This is a genomic window from Corynebacterium sp. HMSC062E11 (assembly GCF_001811845.1).
GTDB lineage: Bacteria > Actinomycetota > Actinomycetes > Mycobacteriales > Mycobacteriaceae > Corynebacterium > Corynebacterium hesseae.
This window is the reverse complement of sequence record NZ_KV806789.1, coordinates 13,443-33,334: the sequence shown is the minus strand read 5'-3', so window position 1 is coordinate 33,334 and position 19,892 is coordinate 13,443. Positions and strand designations below refer to the sequence as shown.

General features: G+C 58.9%; 25 protein-coding genes. 19 read left to right on the top strand and 6 right to left on the bottom strand.

Annotated features, from left to right (window positions below):
• Positions 1–18: 18 nt before the first annotated feature.
• Together HMPREF2822_RS04870 and HMPREF2822_RS04865 are read right to left on the bottom strand one after the other, a co-directional pair.
• The gene (locus tag HMPREF2822_RS04870; protein ID WP_070521717.1) at positions 19–963 is read right to left on the bottom strand and encodes a carbohydrate ABC transporter permease; all 945 of its coding nucleotides are present in this window, start codon (positions 961–963) and stop codon (positions 19–21) included.
• Entirely contained in the window at positions 963–2,084 is a 1,122-nt protein-coding gene (locus tag HMPREF2822_RS04865; protein ID WP_070521715.1) for an ABC transporter ATP-binding protein, read from the bottom strand. Before HMPREF2822_RS04865 ends, HMPREF2822_RS04870 begins: the two co-directional genes overlap by 1 nt.
• Positions 2,085–2,704: 620 nt before the next feature.
• Between HMPREF2822_RS04865 and HMPREF2822_RS04860 the strand changes: the two genes are divergently transcribed.
• Positions 2,705–3,748, top strand: a complete 1,044-nt coding sequence (locus tag HMPREF2822_RS04860; protein ID WP_083304505.1) for a LacI family DNA-binding transcriptional regulator — start codon at positions 2,705–2,707, stop codon at positions 3,746–3,748.
• 256 nt (positions 3,749–4,004) lie between these two features.
• Here HMPREF2822_RS04860 and fdhD read toward each other — a convergent pair whose 3' ends face one another.
• Both fdhD and HMPREF2822_RS04850 read right to left on the bottom strand, forming a co-directional pair.
• Positions 4,005–4,838 (bottom strand): formate dehydrogenase accessory sulfurtransferase FdhD, encoded by an 834-nt coding sequence (gene fdhD / locus HMPREF2822_RS04855; RefSeq protein WP_070521709.1) that lies wholly within the window; start codon positions 4,836–4,838, stop codon positions 4,005–4,007.
• Positions 4,835–5,083 (bottom strand): DUF6457 domain-containing protein, encoded by a 249-nt coding sequence (locus tag HMPREF2822_RS04850; RefSeq protein ID WP_070521706.1) that lies wholly within the window; start codon positions 5,081–5,083, stop codon positions 4,835–4,837. Before HMPREF2822_RS04850 ends, fdhD begins: the two co-directional genes overlap by 4 nt.
• A gap of 310 nt (positions 5,084–5,393) precedes the next feature.
• Here HMPREF2822_RS04850 and rpsH point away from each other — a divergent pair, with 310 nt between their 5' ends.
• From rpsH to HMPREF2822_RS04815, 7 genes are all read left to right on the top strand, one after another.
• On the top strand, positions 5,394–5,777 hold the full coding sequence (rpsH, locus tag HMPREF2822_RS04845; protein WP_070521703.1) for a 30S ribosomal protein S8: 384 nt from the start codon (positions 5,394–5,396) through the stop codon (positions 5,775–5,777).
• Positions 5,778–5,791: 14 nt separating this feature from the next.
• Positions 5,792–6,328 (top strand): 50S ribosomal protein L6, encoded by a 537-nt coding sequence (gene rplF / locus HMPREF2822_RS04840; RefSeq protein WP_070521700.1) that lies wholly within the window; start codon positions 5,792–5,794, stop codon positions 6,326–6,328.
• 3 nt (positions 6,329–6,331) lie between these two features.
• The gene (gene rplR, locus HMPREF2822_RS04835) at positions 6,332–6,733 is read left to right on the top strand and encodes a 50S ribosomal protein L18 (protein WP_070521697.1); all 402 of its coding nucleotides are present in this window, start codon (positions 6,332–6,334) and stop codon (positions 6,731–6,733) included.
• 40 nt (positions 6,734–6,773) lie between these two features.
• A complete protein-coding gene (gene rpsE, locus HMPREF2822_RS04830) occupies positions 6,774–7,400 on the top strand; it encodes a 30S ribosomal protein S5 (RefSeq protein ID WP_070521694.1) in 627 nt (208 codons plus the stop codon).
• A gap of 3 nt (positions 7,401–7,403) precedes the next feature.
• The gene (gene rpmD, locus HMPREF2822_RS04825) at positions 7,404–7,589 is read left to right on the top strand and encodes a 50S ribosomal protein L30 (RefSeq protein ID WP_039673747.1); all 186 of its coding nucleotides are present in this window, start codon (positions 7,404–7,406) and stop codon (positions 7,587–7,589) included.
• A 3-nt stretch (positions 7,590–7,592) separates the two neighbouring features.
• Positions 7,593–8,039 (top strand): 50S ribosomal protein L15, encoded by a 447-nt coding sequence (gene rplO / locus HMPREF2822_RS04820; protein WP_070521691.1) that lies wholly within the window; start codon positions 7,593–7,595, stop codon positions 8,037–8,039.
• Between the two features lie 140 nt (positions 8,040–8,179).
• Positions 8,180–8,518 (top strand): hypothetical protein, encoded by a 339-nt coding sequence (locus HMPREF2822_RS04815; RefSeq protein WP_070521688.1) that lies wholly within the window; start codon positions 8,180–8,182, stop codon positions 8,516–8,518.
• Between the two features lie 12 nt (positions 8,519–8,530).
• Here HMPREF2822_RS04815 and HMPREF2822_RS04810 read toward each other — a convergent pair whose 3' ends face one another.
• Complete coding sequence (locus HMPREF2822_RS04810; protein ID WP_369815745.1) at positions 8,531–10,009, bottom strand: FAD-binding oxidoreductase; 1,479 nt, start codon at positions 10,007–10,009, stop codon at positions 8,531–8,533.
• A 20-nt stretch (positions 10,010–10,029) separates the two neighbouring features.
• On the bottom strand, positions 10,030–11,337 hold the full coding sequence (locus tag HMPREF2822_RS04805; protein ID WP_070521682.1) for a class I SAM-dependent methyltransferase: 1,308 nt from the start codon (positions 11,335–11,337) through the stop codon (positions 10,030–10,032).
• Between the two features lie 380 nt (positions 11,338–11,717).
• Between HMPREF2822_RS04805 and secY the strand changes: the two genes are divergently transcribed.
• The 11 genes from secY (at position 11,718) to HMPREF2822_RS04750 (ending at position 19,884) form a co-directional block, all read left to right on the top strand.
• Positions 11,718–13,043 (top strand): preprotein translocase subunit SecY, encoded by a 1,326-nt coding sequence (gene secY, locus HMPREF2822_RS04800; protein WP_070521679.1) that lies wholly within the window; start codon positions 11,718–11,720, stop codon positions 13,041–13,043.
• Positions 13,043–13,588 carry an adenylate kinase gene (locus HMPREF2822_RS04795; protein WP_070521676.1) on the top strand — a complete coding sequence of 182 codons (546 nt, stop codon included), beginning with the start codon at positions 13,043–13,045 and terminating at the stop codon, positions 13,586–13,588. Before secY ends, HMPREF2822_RS04795 begins: the two co-directional genes overlap by 1 nt.
• Before the next feature lie 14 nt (positions 13,589–13,602).
• Positions 13,603–14,397, top strand: coding sequence for a type I methionyl aminopeptidase (gene map, locus HMPREF2822_RS04790; protein ID WP_070521673.1), 795 nt, complete (start codon positions 13,603–13,605; stop codon positions 14,395–14,397).
• A gap of 51 nt (positions 14,398–14,448) precedes the next feature.
• Complete coding sequence (locus HMPREF2822_RS04785; RefSeq protein ID WP_070521670.1) at positions 14,449–15,240, top strand: L,D-transpeptidase; 792 nt, start codon at positions 14,449–14,451, stop codon at positions 15,238–15,240.
• 221 nt (positions 15,241–15,461) lie between these two features.
• Positions 15,462–15,680: a translation initiation factor IF-1 gene (gene infA, locus HMPREF2822_RS04780; protein WP_003854422.1), complete on the top strand. Its 219-nt coding sequence runs from the start codon at positions 15,462–15,464 to the stop codon at positions 15,678–15,680.
• Between the two features lie 185 nt (positions 15,681–15,865).
• A complete protein-coding gene (rpsM, locus tag HMPREF2822_RS04775) occupies positions 15,866–16,234 on the top strand; it encodes a 30S ribosomal protein S13 (protein WP_010189542.1) in 369 nt (122 codons plus the stop codon).
• Between the two features lie 3 nt (positions 16,235–16,237).
• Complete coding sequence (rpsK, locus tag HMPREF2822_RS04770; RefSeq protein ID WP_010189540.1) at positions 16,238–16,642, top strand: 30S ribosomal protein S11; 405 nt, start codon at positions 16,238–16,240, stop codon at positions 16,640–16,642.
• A 21-nt stretch (positions 16,643–16,663) separates the two neighbouring features.
• Positions 16,664–17,269, top strand: coding sequence for a 30S ribosomal protein S4 (gene rpsD / locus HMPREF2822_RS04765; RefSeq protein WP_010189536.1), 606 nt, complete (start codon positions 16,664–16,666; stop codon positions 17,267–17,269).
• A 69-nt stretch (positions 17,270–17,338) separates the two neighbouring features.
• On the top strand, positions 17,339–18,349 hold the full coding sequence (locus tag HMPREF2822_RS04760; RefSeq protein WP_070521667.1) for a DNA-directed RNA polymerase subunit alpha: 1,011 nt from the start codon (positions 17,339–17,341) through the stop codon (positions 18,347–18,349).
• Between the two features lie 78 nt (positions 18,350–18,427).
• Complete coding sequence (gene rplQ / locus HMPREF2822_RS04755) at positions 18,428–18,949, top strand: 50S ribosomal protein L17 (protein WP_070521664.1); 522 nt, start codon at positions 18,428–18,430, stop codon at positions 18,947–18,949.
• A 101-nt stretch (positions 18,950–19,050) separates the two neighbouring features.
• Positions 19,051–19,884 carry a trimeric intracellular cation channel family protein gene (locus HMPREF2822_RS04750; protein ID WP_039674330.1) on the top strand — a complete coding sequence of 278 codons (834 nt, stop codon included), beginning with the start codon at positions 19,051–19,053 and terminating at the stop codon, positions 19,882–19,884.
• The last annotated feature ends 8 nt before the right edge of the window (positions 19,885–19,892 follow it).

Here is a 19,892-nt window from a genome sequence, read left to right as displayed (position 1 = left end):
CCTCCTTTCAGATAATTCTTAAGACTGTTTCCGGCTTAGACGAAATTGGATGAGCGTGAGAACGAGGATGATGGCGAAAAGCACCATGCCGCGGGCTGAAGCTGCAGCAAAGTCTGCTGTACCGCCACCAAACGCCAAGTCATAGATGTCAAGTACGAGGGTCCTAGTGGATGATGCTGGGCCGCCGTCAGTAAGAACGTTGAAGATTGTGAATTCCTTCATTGCAGCCATGGACTGAGTCACAGCCAGGAATAGGAGCATTGGAGCAATTCCTGGAATGATGATGTAGCGCACGTACCTGATGCCGGTGGCGCCGTCGAGATTCGCAGCTTCTACGACGTCATCCGAGATCCCGTCGATAGCGACCATCAGCAGCAAAATGACAAAAGAAATACCGATCCACAGGTCTACTGTGATTGTGGAAAGTAGTGCGACTCGAGGACTGGTTAGCCACCCTACGGTCCCAAACCCGAGCATCGTCGCTAATTGATCAAAGAATCCGATGACGGGGGCAAACATATTTCGGAAAACGAGAGTGCCGATCGCCGTGGATACAGCCATAGGCACTAGCACTAAAGAACGCATCCAAAAAGTGCCCTTTAGTCGGTAGCTCAAGGGAAGCGCGATGGCCAAACCGATAGCGAGCTTGAGAACTACGGTGGTTACCGTAAACACCAGAGTTCGCACCAAAGTGGCACCGAAGGCTGGATCTGTGAACATGGCGACGTAATTCTCGAAACCCGCGAACCCTTTAGGTCGTCCAAAAAGGTCGGTTGAAGCGAAAGACAAATACAGGGCGCGGAAGAATGGATAAAACTCAAAGATTAGAAAAAGGACAAGGGTTGGAAACAACATTGCCCAGGAAAGCCAGTCGATCCCTGCCCCGCGGCGCTGCTGTGTGTCCTCTTTGACGGTTTCTGCCGTACGGCGAGCTGAGGTAGCAGAGTTTGCGGTGATGCTCATTAGTTGATCCGCTCCTTTGTATGGCTGCAAAAAAGATGGAGCTTGTCGCGCTTGATGCGTACCGAAATGGGTGCGCCTTCGTCCAGCACCTCGGTGTTTGCAACGCGAACGAGAAGAGTTGCTGTGGTTTCCTCATCGCTGGTGTCAGAGGCTTTCGGGGGAGCAGCGACTGGTGAACTTTGCGGAACGATATGGACATATTTGTCGGAACCAAAGTTCTCGACATACTCAACAGTGCCCAAAATATCGGCCTCTGTTGATCCACATAACTCGAAGTCCTCAGGGCGAATACCAATGATGACGTCTCGGCTGTTTGGTTGATCTTGAAGTTCGGGTACAGGAAGATTGAACCCATTGGCTTTCAGCTCTGAACCGTCTTTGACTGCAGAAACGAGGTTCATCGATGGTGACCCGATGAATGTAGCCACAAAAACGTTTGCGGGGCGTAAGTATAAATCCTCTGGAGTTCCGACTTGCTGCATGTTTCCTCCCTCCAGAACCGCGATTCGATCAGCCATGGTCATGGCTTCAGTCTGGTCGTGGGTGACGTAGAGCATCGTCGTCTCGAGCTTTCGCTGCAGACGGCTAATTTGCGATCGAGTACTTACTCGCAATTTGGCATCGAGGTTGGACAGCGGCTCGTCCATCAGGAACACCTGCGGATTACGGACAATGGCACGCCCCATGGCAACGCGTTGGCGTTGGCCACCAGACAATGCTTTCGGTAGGCGGTCGAGGTAAGGCTCGAGTTCAAGTAGCTTTGCTGCTTCAGAGACGCGTTCAGCACGGCTCGCTTTGTCAACCTTCTGCATCTTAAGTGCAAACTCCATATTCTCACCGACCGTCATATGCGGATAAAGGGCGTAAGACTGGAAGACCATAGCGACATCGCGCTTAGAAGGCGGGAGCTGTGAGGCACGCTGATTGCCAATGAAGATTTCCCCACCTGTGACAGCTTCGAGACCTGCAACCATTCGAAGCGTCGTGGACTTGCCGGAGCCGGATGGTCCGACGACCGCTAGAAACTCACCGTCATGGACTGTGAGGTCGAGGTTATTGATGGTGGGCGTTTCATTGCCGGGGTAGAGCAGCGTAGCTGCGTCAAAAACTATGTCGGACATTGAGATAGCTTTCTGAACTAAAAGTGAACGAGCGTTATTGCTTTGATCTGCCGAATGCGGCGACATGGCGAAAGGTCGTAGGTCGCCGCCCTCTGGAAGCGAAAACACTGTCCCAGCTACAAGTAAACGGGATTACTCGGGTGCGTAAACAATAAACGAAGCGCCTCACGTCTTGTTTGGGGCGACATTTTTGCAGGTGGGAGCACTTTGCTTCGCTATTTCAAATCTGTGCAGCCTCCTGAACTGGGCGTTTACCTCTTTTGGTGATTGAGGGTTAGGTGAACAAGATTGCATGGTGGTTAACTGGCAGGATTTTGTTTACCCAATGCTCTGTAATGAGGCTAAGTTTCCCTTGGCGGAGGGGGGAAGTTTCCCCACTTGGGTAAAATGGCTTTTCTCACTTTTGGGTCAGTAGCGTCGGAGTATCTCCAAATTCCCCTCAAGCGGGGGTGTCTGATCGAGATATACTTAGTTGACGTGGCAAATAACCAGTTTCGATGAATGGCTGCGCAAATGGTGAAAGTAGAGCGGTAAAGGGCAACGGTGGGTACCGTTCAAGAAGGGCGACATAACGCAGCACTCTTCTAGTTCTGTCTTATGCTGCGAAGGAAGGGCTCTCCATGGGTGACTGTATTTCTAATGGAGCAGAGGGTCGACAGCCGACGCTGGGTGACATCGCTGCGCGAGCAGGCGTCTCTCGCAGCTCAGTCTCACGAGTTTTTCGGGGACAGAAGAAAGTGTCTGATGAAAACAGACGGAGGATCCTCGAAGCTGCGCATGAACTTGGCTACGTTCCGAATGTAATAGCTCGAAAACTATCGGCTCTTAGCGGGCGAACACTTGGTGCATTGGTCCGGGACCCTGCTAATCCTGCATACGGTTTACTTCTTCAGGAGCTGCAGGTTGCGGCTCATCGTCAAGGATATGATTTAGTTACTATGTCGGTAGCGCCAGGCAAGTGTGATGACCGTCAGCTAGACAGCTTGTCTCATCTCCTTGGCTTGGGGGTAGCGGGACTAATTGTCTCAACCGGAGATTTAGCGAGTGAGCTCTTGCTGCCGTTCTCAGAACGCGTACCAATCATCCGAGCAGGGCGACCGGAACCCGATGCGCTAATTCCCGCTGTGTCTTTCGATGCAGAACACGCAGGCAAGGCTTTAGCAGAAGCTGTTGTTAAAGCTGGCCACACGAAGATTGCGGTTGTGCGCACGTGTCCTGAAGTTTCGTTTCCTGAGTACACCCGAGCTCAGGCAACAATCGCGGAAATTCGTAAGCAAGGATTGGAGCCCTTTATTGTTGACGTGAAGTTCGATAGCGGGGAAGCGTATGTGGTACCTCTCATTAAGAGTGGAGCCATCACGGCTGTCATGTGTCCGACAGATTTGCGCCAGCTACATTACTTGCGTGTTTGCCAGGATGAAGGAATATCTGTTCCCAGTCATGTGAGCGTCACTGGCTGTGATGGGGCGTTGCCAGGCTTCGATATTATGGGTTTGACGACCTATTCTTGGCCTGTGCGAAAGCTAGCGACAGGAGCGGTAGCGTCCATTCTTGAGCTAATCGATGCTTATGGGGAGGTCGAGAAGCCGACCCCTTGGGTCCAGAGAAAGTATCAAGGACAGTTAGTCCCCGGTCGTACTCTTTCGCCACCTAACGAAAGTTAGGTCTGGGATTCACGCAGTCGAGGTCGTGTTGTAAGCGAAGTATCTCCTGAAGGATTGCGCGGTAGAGCTGTGAGTATGATGTTTCCCGTAGTTAGGGAAACTGAGAACGCGGAGCCAGTTGAAGTGCTTGAGGTTTGGAAAGGCGCAATTGTAGCGATGGATCCGACGGTTTCGTAGCGCTATTCATCGCGGTAATCGATCGCTAGTACTACGAATCCCATATCCAGCGTCGCTACGATCCGCGCAGTACGCGAAGCTATCGTGTGACCAAGCTTCCGGAATAAAGGTTGAAGCGGTCGCCGCGGGCAAAGCCCACGAGCGCCATGCCGGTTTCGCGGGCGGTCTCAACCGCCAGCGAGGAGGCAGCGGAGACCGCAACGAGCATGCCGAAGCCGGCCATAGCAGCCTTGTTGACCAGCTCGAAGCTGGCGCGCGAGCTCATCACCAGGATGAGGTTGCTGGCGGGGAGCCTTCCTTCCATCAGTAGGTGCCCGATAACCTTGTCGGCGGCGTTGTGCCTGCCGACGTCCTCGCGTACAACGACGGGTTCTCCCTCGAGCGTGAAGGCGCCCGCGGCGTGGATGCCGCCGGTTTTGCGGAACTGCTTCTGCTCCGCTTTCAAGGCGCCGGGCAGCTTGGCGACGACCCCCGGATCCACCGGCACCTGTGGGATTGGGTATCGCGACTGCTTCATTAGCGCCTCGATAGAGGAGGTGCCGCATACTCCGCACGCAGACGTGGTTGTCGTCAGGCGGAGATCGGCGAGGCTGATCGCGTGGGGATTGGCTAGCTCAACGTCGAGCAGGTTATAGGGGTTGCGCCCGTCCACTGAGGCACCGGCGCAGTAGCGCGCCTCGGCGACATCGCTGGCCTTCTCGATGTGGCCCTCGGAATGAAGAAAACCGTGGGCCAGCTCGACATCGTGGCCAGGCGTGCGCATCGTGGTGGTCAGCGTTTGTCCGCCCACGCGGATCTCCAAAGGCTCCTCGCCGGCGACGGTATCGCCGCGGGTATCGACTTGGATGACCTCTCCGTGCTCATCGAGGCGGACCTTGGCCACGGCGAAGGTGGCGTTGACGCGCCCGCTCATCGGTTGAGGGCCTCCTTGAGTGTGGCGATGTGGGCGCGGGCCTCGTCGACGTCCTTCGAGGCCAAACCGACCAGGTACGCCGTCAGTGGGGCAGCGGGGCGCGATTGGGTATGCGCGACGTCCTTAGTCAGATCGAGGAGTTCTCTAACCAAGGCGGTGGCGTCGGCCGGGGAGACGCCGACAAGCTCGGCAGCCTCCTCAAGCCACTGGTGTGCCGTGCGGATGGGGTCTTGTTCTTCACTCATGACTTCCCATGCTAACGCGTTTTGGAAAACAGCATGTCAGCGGGTAAAGTAAGCCGACGGACTTGCATTTTTCCTCCTCCGCGCCGCAAAAATGGCGCTGGAGGTGCGCAAATGTGCCAAGCCGGAAGAATTGAACACATCTACTTTGTTGTAGGCCCCTCGCCGTAGACAGCGGACCGTTGTCTGTATCAAAGGGTGGCGAGCGCCTCGCGGTATTGACCGCGGGGAGCGTGAGTAGCCCGAAATCACACGGAAAACGCTTTGGTGAGCTTTAAGGGAACCGCAACGAGAAAGGTTACAGGTCACTCATATGACTATGACTGATCCTATTGCCGACATGTTGTCGCGCGTGCGCAATGCATCCAATGCGCACCACGATTCCGTGTCGATGCCGACCTCCAAGCTCAAGGCGAACATCGCCGAGATCTTGAAGCAGGAAGGCTACATCGCTGACTACTCCGTCGAGGGCCGTGAGCTGTCCCTCGAGCTTAAGTACAACAATCGTGAGCGTTCCCTCTCGGGTCTGCGTCGCGTGTCTAAGCCGGGTCTGCGTGTGTACGCAAAGTCCACCGAACTGCCGCAGGTTCTGGGCGGCCTGGGCGTGGCCATCATTTCCACGTCTCAGGGTCTGCTTACCGACCGTCAGGCTCAGGAGAAGGGTGTAGGCGGAGAAGTTCTCGCCTACGTCTGGTAAGGGAGGATTGACACATGTCTCGTATCGGTCTAGCACCTATCGCCGTCCCGAAGGGCGTCGACATCACCATCAATGGCCAGGTTGTCAACGTGAAGGGGTCCAAGGGCTCCCTCGAGGTTGAGCTGCCGGAGCCGATCACCGCAGCCGTCGAGGACGATGAGATCAAGGTCTCCCGTCCGGACGACGACCGCAAGAACCGCGCACTGCACGGTCTGGCCCGCTCCCTGGTCAACAACGCCGTCGTTGGCGTGACCGAGGGCTACACCAAGAAGATGGAAATCTTCGGTGTTGGTTACCGCGTCCAGCAGAAGGGTAAGGACCTGGAGTTCTCTCTGGGCTACTCCCACCCGATCCTCATCAAGGCTCCGGAGGGCATCACCTTCGCTGTGGATGGCGCAACCAAGCTCTCCGTATCTGGTATTGACAAGCAACTGGTTGGACAGGTCGCCGCGTACATCCGCCGCCTGCGTAAGGACGATCCTTACAAGGGCAAGGGTATTCGCTACGACGGCGAGCAGATCCGCCGCAAGGTCGGAAAGACGGGTAAGTAAGCAATGGCTAACACTGAAAACGCAAAGCGCACCCCGGTTGGCAAGGACATTTCCTCGCGTCGTCGTGAAGCACGCGCGCGCCGCCACTTCCGCATCCGTAAGACCCTCCGCGGCACCCCTGAGGCACCGCGTCTGGTCGTTCACCGCTCCTCCCGCCACATGCACGTTCAGGTCATCGACGACCTGGCCGGCCACACCCTGGCCGCTGCTTCCTCCATGGAAGCCGACGTGCGTGCACTCGAGGGCGATAAGAAGGCCAAGGCTGCCAAGGTAGGCCAGCTCATCGCTGAGCGCGCCAAGGCCGCTGGCATCGAGAAGGTCGTCTTCGACCGTGCAGGCTACAAGTACCACGGCCGCGTTGCTGCGCTGGCCGAAGCTGCTCGTGAAGGTGGTCTGCAGTTCTAATGATTAAGGCATACGGAAACATCAACGGAAGGAACGCCTAATGTCGGACCGTGAACAGCGTGACGGCGGACGCTCCGCCGAGAACAACAACGACCGCAAGGGTCGCAACAACGGCCGTCGTAACGACCGCCGCAACCACCAGGACAACGAGCGCGATAAGTACATCGAGCGCGTTGTGACCATCAATCGCGTCTCCAAGACCGTTAAGGGTGGCCGCAACATGTCCTTCACCGCTCTCGTCGTCGTAGGCGACGGCCAGGGCATGGTTGGCGTCGGCTACGGCAAGGCCAAGGAAGTCCCGGCCGCAATCCAGAAGGGTGCAGAAGAGGCTCGCAAGAACTTCTTCCGCGTCCCGATGATTGCCGGCACCATTACCCACCCGGTTGAGGGTCGCGACGCAGCTGGCATCGTCATGATGAAGCCGGCCGCTCCGGGTACCGGTGTCATCGCCGGTGGTGCTGCTCGTCCGGTGCTTGAGTGCGCCGGTGTGCAGGACATTTTGTCGAAGTCCCTGGGCTCCGACAACGCTCTCAACGTCGTCCGCGCTACCGTGGACGGCCTCAAGCAGCTGGTTCGCCCAGAGGAAGTTGCTGCACGCCGCGGCAAGTCCCTCGAGGAGGTCGCACCGGCCCAGATGCTGCGCAAGCGCGCAGGTCAGGAGGCATAAGCAATGGCTCTGAAGATTACTCAGGTAAAGGGCCTTGTGGGCACCAAGCCGAACCACCGCGCCAACATTGAGGCTCTTGGTCTCAAGCGCATCGGACACTCTGTTGTAAAGCAGGACACCCCGATTATTCGCGGCATGGTTCACAAGGTGCGTCACCTGGTCACCGTCGAAGAAGTGGCAGGGGAGTAAACCATGGCTGATATCATCAAGCTCCACGACCTGCGCCCGTCCGCAGGCTCCAATAAGCCCAAAACCCGCGTCGGCCGCGGTGAGGCATCCAAGGGTAAGACCGCTGGTCGCGGTACCAAGGGCACCGGTGCTCGCAAGCAGGTTTCCGCTGCTTTCGAGGGTGGCCAGATGCCGATTCACATGCGTCTGCCGAAGCTCAAGGGCTTCAAGAACCCGAACCACGTTGAGTACCAGGTAGTCAACGTTGCTGACCTCGCAGAGGCTTTCGCTCAGGGTGGCGACGTCACCGTAGCGGACATTGTCGCTGCTGGCCTGGTTCGCAAGAACCAGCCGGTCAAGGTTCTGGGCAACGGCGACATCAACGTTAAGTTGAACGTCACCGCTGACAAGTTCTCCAAGTCTGCTGTTGAGAAGATCGAGGCTGCTGGCGGCACCGCCACCACCAAGTAAATCTCTACTCAGTAGATTTCTTCCCCCTGTCCACCGCATTCGTGCGGCGCAGGGGGATTTTTCATGCCTATTGTGCGCGCGGAGCTAAGAAGAGTAGTATGGCTCTTGGTTAAATCTTAGTAAGCGTTAAGGAGATTGTTATGTCGTCCGTATCTTCCATCGTGGCAACCGCCATCGCCGCACTTCTGCCCTTGGCTGGCGTTACTGGTCCCGTCGATGCACAGGAGATGCTCTCCCAGCCAGAGTCCGCCACCAGCACGGAGAACCTGCCCAGCGGCGAGCTGGCGGTGCAGCGCGAGCTGGCCCTTGCCACCCAGGAGCTGGGCCACGATTTCATGACCATTCGCTTCGAAGGCAACGACACCGCACACATCGTCTTCCTGGAAACCTACAACCCCGACACCGACCAAGCCGCCGTGGACCGCGTGATGAAGGCCCTGGCCACCAACGGTTATGATCGCGTCGATGCAGTTGCCTAGGAAGGCAGCGCGCTACGCGTCGTTGACCGTCTTTTCATAGAGGCCGGGGAAGCGGCTGTCCGGGTCAGTGAGCGTTTTAATGCGCTCCGGCAGGTCACCGCCGTAGAGCTCGGCAAATTCTTCGGGGGAGTAGAAGGCTTCTGAATACAGCGACTTATGCCCGCCGAGCTCGCTGACTTTAGCCTCGATGACGCGGTTGAAGGCGCCGTTTCCCGGGGCGGAGGGGTCGACGTGATTGCCCTCCACGCCCGACCAGAACCCCACGTTGACCCAGGTCTGGCCTGGGCGCAGAGGATACAGCGGCCACGGGGCGGGGGAATCAGCCGCGAGAGAGCCGGTGCCGACGAGGTCTTCGACGCCCTCGCGAAGTCGAATCGGGCACAGCCACACCGGTTGAATATCGGAGGCCGCAAAGAACCAGTCCAAGAACTCCGGCAAGTTCTCCGGGGTGACCTCGATGTCCTGCACCACGCGTTCACCCCGCGGCAGGCCCTTCGGCTTCTTGATGAAGTTGTACTCCAGCTCGTATTTCCGGTCCAGGCGCACGAGCTTCCAGTAGAAGGAACTGCGCCGCAGCTGCCGCGGCCACACCTTGCGCACCCGCGGATTCTGCGCGCCGAAGGCTCGCGAGCACCAGAACCAGTCAGTATCCCAGCGCCAGATGTAATCGCGCACCGTGAGGCGGTCGCGGCGGATACCGCGGGCGTGCTGGAGGCTGCGGTAGAAAATCTCCTCCCTCGTGTAGTCGGAGGTTGGGCCCTCCTCCTCCGTGAAACGGGCCATGACCAGGTAGGATTCCTCCGGAGAGAAGACCACGCCATCTAGGCCGTGGACATCGAGGCCGTCATAGGAGTGGGTGCGGGAGACGTCGTCAAGCGTGCGTGCCAAGGACTCAAAGTCGTGGAAGCGCACCTCCCTCAGCTCCACGTAAGGCTTCACTGCGCGCAGCTCAATCTTGAGGCGCACCGCATAGCCCAAGGAGCCATAGGAGTTGGGGAAGAGACGGAAGAGATCGACATTCTCCTCGCGCGAGCACGTGAGAATCTCGCCAGTACCGGTGAGGATGTCCATCTCCAACACGGATTCGTGCGGCAATCCATCGCGGAAGCTCGTGGACTCCACGCCCATGCCCGTTACCGCGCCACCCAGCGTAATGGTCTTGAGCTGCGGCACCACGAAGGGCATAAGACCGTGCGGCAAGGTGGCGTCGACGAGGTTCTCGTAGGTGCACATGCCCTGAACCTCGGCGGTCTGCGCAATCGGATCGACCTCAATAACACCACCCAGACCGGACACGTCGAGCCCCACCTGCTCGCCGCTGCGCCCGCGGAAAAGATTCGAGGTTTTCTTTGCCAGACGTACGCGCTTCTCCTTCGGCACCGCGCGGAAGCTACGCAGGAGCTTATCGACGCCCTCCTCGTGCGCCCGCCAGCCCACCGGCGGGATCTCCACGGCATCGACGCTGCGGTGATTGCGAATGAGATCAGTCAACATAGAATTCCTTTAAGTCTTTAGAAGCGCGAATCTTCCCACCAGCGGCGCTCGGGCACGCCGGAACGAGAACCGGCCTCACCCAGCTTGACGCCCAAGAAGTGGTACAAGTTGATGATGTTGTGCTCGAAGCCCCACTCGGAGCCGGCCATATAGATGGCCCACAGGCGCGCGGTGGGAAGGCCCACCAGAGAGCAGGCCTCCTCCCACGTCTCCTTGAGGTTCTCGCACCAATCGTGCAGAGTGCGCATGTAGTCGAAGCGCAGGGATTCCGTGTGGACAACCTCGAAGCCGGCATCCTGCATGCACTTCGTGATGGTGCCGGAGCCGGAGAGCTCACCGTCGGGGAAGATATAGCGGTCAATGAAGCCGCCCTTCGGAGTCTTGTGATTATCCGGGTAGGTAATGCAGTGGTTGAGCATCAATCCACCCGGCTTGAGCTTGCCGTTGAGGAAGCTAAAGAAGTCCGGGTAGTTCTTGACGCCAATGTGCTCGAGTAGCCCGATGGCGGAGATAGCGTCGAAGCCTTCCTCGGTGACATCGCGATAGTCCATGAAGCGGATTTCCGCGAGGTCCTCGAGACCCTCCTCCTTGATCTTGGCCTGGCCCCACTCAGCCTGCTCCTTGGAGAGGGTTACGCCGAGGGACTTCACACCGCGCTTGGCGGCGTAGCGCACCATGCCGCCCCAGCCGCAGCCGACGTCCAGGTGGCGGTCACCCTCCTTGAGCCGCAACTTGTCGAAGATGAGGCGATACTTGTTTTCCTGGGCCTCATCCAGCGTGGCGTCGGGGGAGGGGTAGTAGGCGCAGGTATACGTCATCGAGTCACCGAGGAAAAGCTCGTAGAAGTCATTACCCACGTCGTAGTGATCGGAGATGACGTCCGCGTCGCGTTCCTTGGAGTGCTTGGACAATCCTTCGTGCAGCTTGCGGCGCAGCCACGAGGCTCGCTCGACTTCCGGGACCGGCTGGATCTGGAAAGCTCCCATCGAGGCCAGGGAGCGTGCCACCCTGGCCAAGGTCTTCGCGTCCGGGCGGGTGAACTTGTCATACATGGCGTGCAGCGCATCGAAGATGCCGTAGGGGTGCGCCGGGTGTTCGCCCTCGACAGTGATGCCGTCGGTGACATAAGCGCGGGCAAATCCTACATCCCCTGGGTGAGTCGCGATATAGGCCAAGCCCTGGAGGTTGTTGATCTTGACGGTAAACTGCGCATCGGCTGGGCCGGTGGCGGAACCATCGAAAGCCTCCCAGCGGAAGGGGTTGGGGCTGGGGACGAAGGTATCGATAATCTCGGCCACGGTCATTGGAGAGAATCGCTTACTCATAAAACTACATACTTCTTTCGGTTCATTGGCTGGCAGAAAAAGAACGGCCATACTCCGAGACGCCCCGGGCGTCTCGGGGGAGGTCGAAAAGACGTAGAAATCTTGTAAGGACATTGCCTTCAGACAACACAGGCAATGGTAGGCCCAATCCGGGGATAGCGCTAAGGGAGAAACTAAAAAGGGGACCTCCGGGCGGCCATGTGCGGGGTTAATGTGGCGAAAGTGGCCAAGGCTGGTAGGGTAATGGGGTCAAAAGTGTTCAACCGTTCCTATGAGATGCCTTAAGAGGGCTCTTAGCTTTTGGGAACAGATGAGATCCACCCCCGTGCGCGGCGAATTCGAACCGCACAACAAGCGCGGTAGGCCAGGAGGATTAAGTAGTGTCCGCCATTTTGCAGGCTTTTAAAGATGCCGACCTGCGTAAGAAGATCATCTTCACGCTCGTGTTGATTATCCTCTACCGCGTTGGCGCGCAGATCCCGTCGCCGGGCGTTGATTACGCCACCATCGCCGGCCGCCTTCGTGACCTCACGGAGGAATCCGGCAACCTCTACTCGGTGATCAACCTGTTCTCCGGTGGCGCGCTGCTGCAGCTGTCGATCTTCGCCATCGGCATCATGCCGTACATTACGGCGTCGATTATCGTGCAGCTGCTCACCGTGGTGATTCCTCACTTCGAGCAGTTGAAGAAGGAGGGGCAGTCCGGTCAGGCCAAGATGACGCAGTACACGCGCTACCTCACCCTGGCGCTGGCGCTTCTGCAGTCTTCGGGCATTGTGGCCCTGGCGGACCGCGAGCAACTCTTGGGGCAAGGCGTACGCGTCCTGGCGGAGGACCGTAACTTCTTTACCCTCGTCGTGCTCGTTATCACCATGACCTCCGGCGCCATCCTCGTGATGTGGATGGGTGAGCTGATTACGGAGAAGGGCATTGGTAACGGTATGTCGCTGATGATTTTCGCCGGTATTGCTACCCGCCTTCCCACCGATGGTGTCAGCATCATGCAGAACAACGGTGGCCTCGTCTTCGCCATGGTGGTCGCCGGCCTCATCGTCCTCGTCGTGGGCATCACCTTCATCGAGCAGGGGCAGCGCCGCATTCCGGTGCAGTACGCAAAGCGTATGGTTGGCCGTCGCCAGTACGGTGGTTCGTCGACCTACCTGCCGCTCAAGGTCAACCAGGCCGGCGTTATCCCGGTTATCTTCGCTTCCTCGCTGATTTACATGCCGGTGCTTATCACCCAGATCGTCAACTCCGGCTCCCCGGGCGTGTCCGATAACTGGTGGCAGCGCAACGTGATTGCGCACCTGCAGGCTCCGAGCTCCTGGCAGTACATCGTCCTCTACTTCGTCCTCACCATCTTCTTCTCCTACTTCTATGTCTCGGTTCAGTATGACCCTGCTGAACAGGCGGAGAACATGAAGAAGTATGGTGGATTTATCCCGGGTATCCGCCCGGGTCGGCCGACCGCCGAATACCTGGGATTCGTCATGAACCGCCTTCTGTTCGTCGGTTCGATCTACCTGGCGCTCATCGCTGTTCTGCCGAATATCCTTCTGGACCTCGGCGTGGGCCGCGCAGGTGCCAGCGGCACTTCCGCCTTCGGCGGTACTGCCATCCTCATTATGGTCTCGGTGGCCCTGACCACGGTCAAGCAAATCGAGTCCCAGCTCCTACAATCCAACTACGAAGGACTGCTTAAGTAATGCGTTACGTACTCCTTGGCCCTCCCGGTGCCGGCAAGGGCACCCAAGCCGCCCTCCTCAGCGAAAAGCTCGGCGTTCCGCACATCTCCACCGGTGACCTCTTCCGCGCCAACATTGGTGAGGGCACCCCGCTCGGCGTCGAGGCTAAGTCCTACATCGATGCCGGCAAGCTGGTGCCGACCGATGTCACCGCCCGCATGGTGGAGGACCGCCTCAACCAGGATGACGCCAAGGATGGCTTCCTTCTCGACGGCTTCCCCCGCACCGTGGAGCAGGCCGATATTCTTGAGAAGCTCCTCTCCGACAAGGGCCTGAAGCTCGACGGCGTGCTGAACTTTGAGGTATCCGAGGACGTCGTGGTCGAGCGCATGCTCGCCCGCGGCCGCGCGGACGACACCGAGGAGACCATCCGCACCCGCCTGGGCGTCTACCGCGAAGAGACCTTCCCGCTCATCGAGCACTATGGCGATGCCATCATCTCCATCAAGGCCGAGGGCTCCGTTGAGGAGATCAACGAGCGCACTCTGAAGGCGATGGGCAAGTAGCCCGTCTTTTTGTCATGGCTTTTCGTCGACGCACTAAAACCATCCCGGCCCGCACTCCGGGCGAGCTTGATGCCATGCAGGCGGCTGGCGAAATCGTCGGCCGCGCCCTGCAGGCGGTGCGTGCCGCCTCTGCAGTTGGCGTGAGCACGCTCGAGCTCGACCACGTAGCCGAGCAGACCATTCGGGATGCCGGTGCCGTGCCCACCTTCAAGGGCTACGGCGGTTTTCCGGGGTCCATCTGTGCGTCAGTCAACGACGTCATTGTCCATGGCATACCCAGCAAGGAGATTGTCCTCGCTGAAGGGGACCTTGTCTCCATCGACTGTGGCGCCACGCTCGACGGCTGGGTGGGGGATAGCGCGTGGACGTTTGGCGTCGGCAAGCTCAGCTCTGAGGCGCAGGCGCTGAGCAACGCCACCGAATGGGTCCTCCACGAAGGGCTTAAGGCCATGGTCCCCGGCAACCGGCTTACCGACGTCTCCGCCGCCCTCGAGCAGGCCACCTACCGCGCCGAGGATAAGTTTGGCGTTGACCTGTTTATTGTTGACGGCTACGGCGGCCACGGTATCGGCCACGAAATGCACGAAGACCCCTACCTGGCCAATGAAGGCAAGGCAGGGCGCGGCCCTATCATCCAGGAGGGCTCCGTCCTGGCCATTGAACCTATGCTGGCGCTGGGCACTGAGGACAACGCCGTGCTTGACGACGACTGGACCGTTGTCACCCTCGACGGATCGCTGGCTGCCCACTGGGAGCACACCGTGGCGGCAACGGAGAATGGTCCTCGAATTCTGACGCAGCGTTACTAAAACGCAACATTCAGGTAGGAAAACCGTGGAGGAAGGTTTATACTTCTCCACATGTCTAAGATTCGCTCCTTTGTTGGCGCTCGTTCCCTACGCCGTGCCACCGCAATCGGCCTGGTAGCCGCCACTCTCTCGGTTGCCCCCGCCGCAAACGCACAGACGGTCCCTTCGATTGATTCCCTGTCCTCCGACGTCCAATCTCAGATTGATGAGTTCGCCGGCCAGACCCGTGAGAACGCGTGGAACAGCCGCAACCAGATGCTGGAGACGCTGCAAAACGTTAACCCGCAGGCCGCTGATGCCCTGCGCCCCGTCATCGACGGTGCTATTGAACTGGTCTTCCCAGGCCTGATTGACCAGAAGAACGCTGAGATTCGTGCGGCTCGCGAAGCTGCAGAGCGCGCCCATGCTGAGCAGGTTGCACGCGAGAAGGCTGCCGCTGAGGAGGCTGCCCGCAAGGCCGAGGCTGAGCGCCAGGCTCAGCGCTTCGATGTTGGCCCGTGCCCCGCGGATGCCCGTATCTGCGTGGATCGTGATGGCCGCCGCTCGTGGCTGCAGGACGGCAACGGCAACGTCACCTATGTTGCGCAGGGGATGTCCACCGGCATGCCGGGGCAGGAGACACCGGCCGGTACGTTCTACATCAACCGCAAGATCAAAGATGAAATTTCGTGGGAGTTCGGCAACGCTCCGATGCCTTACGCCATGTACTTCACCAACAACGGCCATGCTTTCCATGAGGGTTCCCCGGCATACCAGTCCAATGGCTGCGTACGCCTGACCCACCAGGATGCTGTGCGCTACTGGAATGATGTGCCGATGGGTTCCAAGGTCTTCATCTACTAGAACCGCAGCGGCTAGTAGCCGACTCTCTCGCATACCTCCCGCGCCTTTGGGCGATGGGAGGTTTTATATTTGGAAAACGCGTATCCGCAGCGTATGCTTTAGAGCTGGTGTCTGTACGCAGCCAAAGTGGTTGTGGAGGACACCAGGCAGTAGACACCAAACATGCAGGTGGGGGCGTCGTCAAGCGCGGCGCGAAGAACCCCACCAGAAAAGTAGAGGTTATGGCTAAGGAAGGCGCAATCGAGGTTGAGGGTCGCATCGTCGAACCCCTGCCCAACGCAATGTTCCGCGTCGAGCTCGACAACGGGCATAAGGTACTTGCCCACATTTCGGGCAAGATGCGTCAGCACTACATCCGCATCCTCCCGGAGGATCGCGTTGTCGTGGAGCTGTCTCCTTATGACCTAACCCGCGGACGCATCGTCTACCGCTACAAGTAAAGACAGTAAGCCTCCTCACCCACGGGACGCACTTGGTGCGTCCCTTTCTACCTCAGGCTGCGATGGCCTGAGCCCACGCTGCTAAGCATGCCCACAGTTCCCCGGCACGGCCCGGGGCGAAGCGTATGCGTGGCGGGGGACGGATGAGGAGAAAACCATCGTAACAACCCGAAAGGACTAGCCATATGGCACGTCTAGCTGGTGTTGACCTCCCGCGCAACAAGCGCATGGAGGTTGCTCTCACCTACATCTACGGCATCGGGCCTGCCCGTGCCAAGGAGCTGCTGGAAAAGACCGGCATTTCTCCTGACCTGCGCACCGACAACCTCGACGACGATCAGCTGTCGGCGCTGCGTGACGTCATCGAAGCTACCTGGAAGGTCGAGGGTGACCTCCGCCGCCAGGTTCAGGCTGACATCCGTCGCAAGATTGAAATCGGTTGCTACCAGGGCATCCGCCACCGTCGTGGACTGCCTGTTCGTGGTCAGCGCACCAAGACCAACGCTCGTACGCGCAAGGGTCCGAAGAAGACGATCGCAGGAAAGAAGAAGTAACACATGCCACCTAAGACTCGTTCCGGCGCGCGCCGTGGTGGTCGTCGCGTCGTAAAGAAGAACGTGGCCGCTGGCCACGCATACATCAAGTCCACCTTCAACAACACCATCGTGTCCATCACGGACCCGCACGGTGCTGTCATCTCCTGGGCATCCTCCGGCCACGTTGGCTTCAAGGGTTCCCGTAAGTCCACCCCGTTCGCAGCGCAGATGGCTGCTGAGAACGCGGCCCGCAAGGCCATGGACCACGGTATGAAGAAGGTTGACGTTTTCGTCAAGGGTCCGGGCTCCGGCCGCGAGACCGCCATCCGTTCCCTGCAGGCTGCAGGCCTCGAGGTTTCCTCGATCACGGATGCCACCCCACAGCCGCACAACGGCTGCCGTCCGACCAAGCGCCGCAAGGTTTAAGGGAAAGGAAGAGGTAAGAAAATGGCTCGTTATACTGGCCCCGCTACCCGCGTATCCCGCCGTCTGCGCGTCGACCTGGTCGGCGGCGACATGGCATTTGAGCGCCGCCCGTACCCACCGGGACAGGCTGGCCGCAACCGCATCAAGGAATCTGAGTACCTGCTGCAGCTCCAGGAGAAGCAGAAGGCAAAGTACACCTACGGTGTGCTGGAGCGTCAGTTCCGCCGCTACTACGCCGAGGCTAACCGTCTCCCGGGCAAGACCGGTGACAACCTCGTCGTTCTGCTCGAGTCCCGTCTCGACAACGTGATCTACCGCGCTGGTCTGGCCAACACCCGCCGCCAGGCTCGCCAGCTTGTCTCCCACGGTCACTTCACCGTGAACGGCAAGAAGATCAACGTTCCGTCCTTCCGCGTTACGCAGTATGACATCATCGATGTTCGTGAGCGTTCCCAGAAGATGGAATGGTTCGAAGAGGCTCAGGACCGCCTGGTAGACGCCAACGTTCCGGCGTGGCTGCAGGTCGTTCCGGACACCCTGCGCATCCTCGTGCACCAGCTGCCCGAGCGCGCTCAGATCGACGTTCCGCTGCAGGAGCAGCTCATCGTCGAGCTTTACTCGAAGTAATCCTTCGACATTTTCATCTTTACCCCTTCTACCGGCGTCATATAGCGGGCGCCGACAAGGAGAAACTCCATGCTTATTTCCCAGCGTCCTCAGCTCACCGAGGAATTCATTGACTCGTCTCGCTCCAAGTTCGTCATCGAACCGCTCGAGCCGGGCTTTGGTTACACCCTCGGTAACTCGCTTCGTCGCACGCTGCTCTCGTCCATCCCGGGCGCGGCAGTAACCTCCATCAAGATTGATGGTGTGCTCCACGAGTTCACCACCATCAATGGCGTGAAGGAAGACGTTTCCGAAATCATCCTGAACATCAAGGGTCTGGTTCTGTCCTCCGACTCTGACGAGCCGGTGGTTATGTACCTGAGCAAGGAAGGCCCGGGTGAGGTAACTGCAGGCGATATCCAGCCGCCGGCTGGCGTGGAGATCCACAACTCGGATCTGCACATCGCATCGCTGAATGATTCCGCCAAGCTGGAGATGGAACTCGTCGTCGAGCGCGGCCGTGGCTACGTCCCGGCTGCCTCCACCTCCGGGGAAATCGGCCGCATTCCGGTCGACCAGATCTACTCCCCGGTGCTGAAGGTCTCCTACAAGGTCGAAGCTACTCGTGTTGAGCAGCGCACCGACTTTGACAAGCTGATCATCGACGTCGAGACCAAGAACTCGATTTCCGCACGCGACGCCCTGGCTTCCGCCGGTGGCACCCTGGTCGAGCTCTTCGGCCTGGCCCGCGAGCTGAACACCGCTGCTGAGGGCATTGAGATTGGCCCGTCCCCGCAGGAGACGGAGTACATCGCCGCCTACAGCATGCCGATCGAGGATCTGAACTTCTCCGTCCGTTCCTACAACTGCCTGAAGCGTCAGGAAATCCACACCGTTGGTGAGCTCGCAGAGTGCACCGAATCGGACCTGCTGGATATCCGCAACTTCGGTCAAAAGTCGATCAATGAGGTAAAGATCAAGCTGGCTAACCTGGGCCTGGCTCTCAAGGACACCCCTGAGGACTTCGACCCGACCCAGCTCGAAGGCTACGACGCTGAAACCGGCGACTTCAAGGACCCGGCTTCCGACGATTCCGAGTAAAGAATTTCACTGAATCGTGACGGCGCGACTTGTGCGCCCCGTCGCGCGCTCACTTAATCCGCACACGAGGAGTACACAATGCCTACCCCCAAGAAGGGTCCGCGTCTCGGCGGCTCCGCCAGCCAGCAGAAGCACCTGCTGAGCAACCTGGCAGCGAGCCTGTTCGAGCACGGCGCAATCAAGACCACCGACGCTAAGGCGAAGCTGCTTCGTCCTTACGCCGAGAAGATCATCACCAAGGCGAAGGCCGGCACCGTTGCTGACCGTCGCGCTGTTCTCAAGCTCATCCCGCACAAGGATGTCGTTGCCTACCTCTTCGACGAGCTGGCACCGAAGTTCGAGAACCGTGAGGGTGGCTACACCCGCATCATCAAGCTGGACAACCGCTCCGGCGACAACGCCCCGATGTCCCAGATCTCCCTCGTTCTCGAGGAGACCGTGACCTCCGAGGCTAACCGCGCTACCCGCGCTGCTGCTTCCAAGCAGGCCGAGGAAGCTAAGGCCGAAGAGGCTGAGGCTGAATCCGCTGAGGAAGCAAAGGCAGAGGCAACCGAGGCAGAGGTCGAGGAGACCGCTGCTGAGGAGTCCGAGGAGAAGTAAACTTCTCTCGCCTTAACTAGGCCGCAGTACCACCTTAGGTGGGGCTGCGGCCTTTTGTTATGCTTTCTGGGCTATATAACCCCGACCAGAACGTATACTCTATGACCCCGCTGTTTACTGTGCTGTACGTAATCGGCATCGTCTCCGAGGCGATGACCGCTGCGCTGTCCGCTGGCCGGCAAAAGATGGATCTGTTTGGCGTCATCATGTTGGGCGCAGTCACCGCATTGGGCGGCGGCACGATCCGCGACATGGTGCTGGGCGCCTACCCGTTGACGTGGGTGGCGGAACCGCGCTTCCTCTTGGCCGTGGTGGCCGCCGCCGTCGCCACGGTTTATATGTCCTTCCTAATGCACTATTTCCGGCATGTATTCTTGCTTCTCGACGCCCTGGGCCTTGCGGTATTCAGTGTCCTTGGTGCTCAGAAGGCCTTGGAACATGGCCATGGGTTGGTTATCGCTGCCGTGGCTGCGGTGCTGACCGGTGTCTTTGGCGGTATTTTGCGTGACTTGTTGTCCGACCGTATCCCGCTGGTCTTGTCCGCCGAGCTGTACGCCTCCATTTCTGTTCTTGCAGCCTTTTCTTATGCGGGATTGATGGAGCTGGGGCTCAGCGATGAGGTCGCTGGCGTCGTGACGGTATGCCTAGCGCTGGCGCTGCGCGTGGCTGCGATCTACTTTGGATGGTCGCTGCCGGTGTTTGAATACCGGGGAGCCGAACAACCCATGGACCCGCGCCTGCGCTTGTCTGCCCGCATTGTTCGGGATGGCGCCCGCAAGGCCAAGCGCAAAGCCGGCCAGGCCAAGAAGAATCTAAAGCACCCCAAGCGGGCTGGCTATGCCGCTTTGAGCAAGCTGGGCGTGAGCAAGAGCGCGAAGCGCCAGCACGCGGCCCAGGATTGGGAACTCAATCGCGAGTGGAATGCCAACGACTAGGTAGAATC

Bases quoted from the DNA above. Each gene is read 5' to 3' on its own strand.
- HMPREF2822_RS04785 (WP_070521670.1), top strand. From the start codon at position 14,449: ATGTCTAAGATTCGCTCCTTTGTTGGCGCTCGTTCCCTACGCCGTGCC.
- HMPREF2822_RS04795 (WP_070521676.1), top strand. From the start codon at position 13,043: ATGCGTTACGTACTCCTTGGCCCTCCCGGTGCCGGCAAGGGCACCCAA.
- rpsD (WP_010189536.1), top strand. From the start codon at position 16,664: ATGGCTCGTTATACTGGCCCCGCTACCCGCGTATCCCGCCGTCTGCGC.
- HMPREF2822_RS04805 (WP_070521682.1), bottom strand. From the start codon at position 11,337: ATGAGTAAGCGATTCTCTCCAATGACCGTGGCCGAGATTATCGATACC.
- HMPREF2822_RS04815 (WP_070521688.1), top strand. From the start codon at position 8,180: ATGTCGTCCGTATCTTCCATCGTGGCAACCGCCATCGCCGCACTTCTG.
- rplR (WP_070521697.1), top strand. From the start codon at position 6,332: ATGGCTAACACTGAAAACGCAAAGCGCACCCCGGTTGGCAAGGACATT.
- HMPREF2822_RS04850 (WP_070521706.1), bottom strand. From the start codon at position 5,083: ATGAGTGAAGAACAAGACCCCATCCGCACGGCACACCAGTGGCTTGAG.
- rpsE (WP_070521694.1), top strand. From the start codon at position 6,774: ATGTCGGACCGTGAACAGCGTGACGGCGGACGCTCCGCCGAGAACAAC.
- rpsH (WP_070521703.1), top strand. From the start codon at position 5,394: ATGACTATGACTGATCCTATTGCCGACATGTTGTCGCGCGTGCGCAAT.
- HMPREF2822_RS04750 (WP_039674330.1), top strand. From the start codon at position 19,051: ATGACCCCGCTGTTTACTGTGCTGTACGTAATCGGCATCGTCTCCGAG.
- rplF (WP_070521700.1), top strand. From the start codon at position 5,792: ATGTCTCGTATCGGTCTAGCACCTATCGCCGTCCCGAAGGGCGTCGAC.
- infA (WP_003854422.1), top strand. From the start codon at position 15,462: ATGGCTAAGGAAGGCGCAATCGAGGTTGAGGGTCGCATCGTCGAACCC.
- HMPREF2822_RS04870 (WP_070521717.1), bottom strand. From the start codon at position 963: ATGAGCATCACCGCAAACTCTGCTACCTCAGCTCGCCGTACGGCAGAA.
- rpsK (WP_010189540.1), top strand. From the start codon at position 16,238: ATGCCACCTAAGACTCGTTCCGGCGCGCGCCGTGGTGGTCGTCGCGTC.
- rplO (WP_070521691.1), top strand. From the start codon at position 7,593: ATGGCTGATATCATCAAGCTCCACGACCTGCGCCCGTCCGCAGGCTCC.
- rpsM (WP_010189542.1), top strand. From the start codon at position 15,866: ATGGCACGTCTAGCTGGTGTTGACCTCCCGCGCAACAAGCGCATGGAG.
- HMPREF2822_RS04860 (WP_083304505.1), top strand. From the start codon at position 2,705: ATGGGTGACTGTATTTCTAATGGAGCAGAGGGTCGACAGCCGACGCTG.
- rplQ (WP_070521664.1), top strand. From the start codon at position 18,428: ATGCCTACCCCCAAGAAGGGTCCGCGTCTCGGCGGCTCCGCCAGCCAG.
- HMPREF2822_RS04760 (WP_070521667.1), top strand. From the start codon at position 17,339: ATGCTTATTTCCCAGCGTCCTCAGCTCACCGAGGAATTCATTGACTCG.
- fdhD (WP_070521709.1), bottom strand. From the start codon at position 4,838: ATGAGCGGGCGCGTCAACGCCACCTTCGCCGTGGCCAAGGTCCGCCTC.
- map (WP_070521673.1), top strand. From the start codon at position 13,603: ATGGCTTTTCGTCGACGCACTAAAACCATCCCGGCCCGCACTCCGGGC.
- HMPREF2822_RS04865 (WP_070521715.1), bottom strand. From the start codon at position 2,084: ATGTCCGACATAGTTTTTGACGCAGCTACGCTGCTCTACCCCGGCAAT.
- rpmD (WP_039673747.1), top strand. From the start codon at position 7,404: ATGGCTCTGAAGATTACTCAGGTAAAGGGCCTTGTGGGCACCAAGCCG.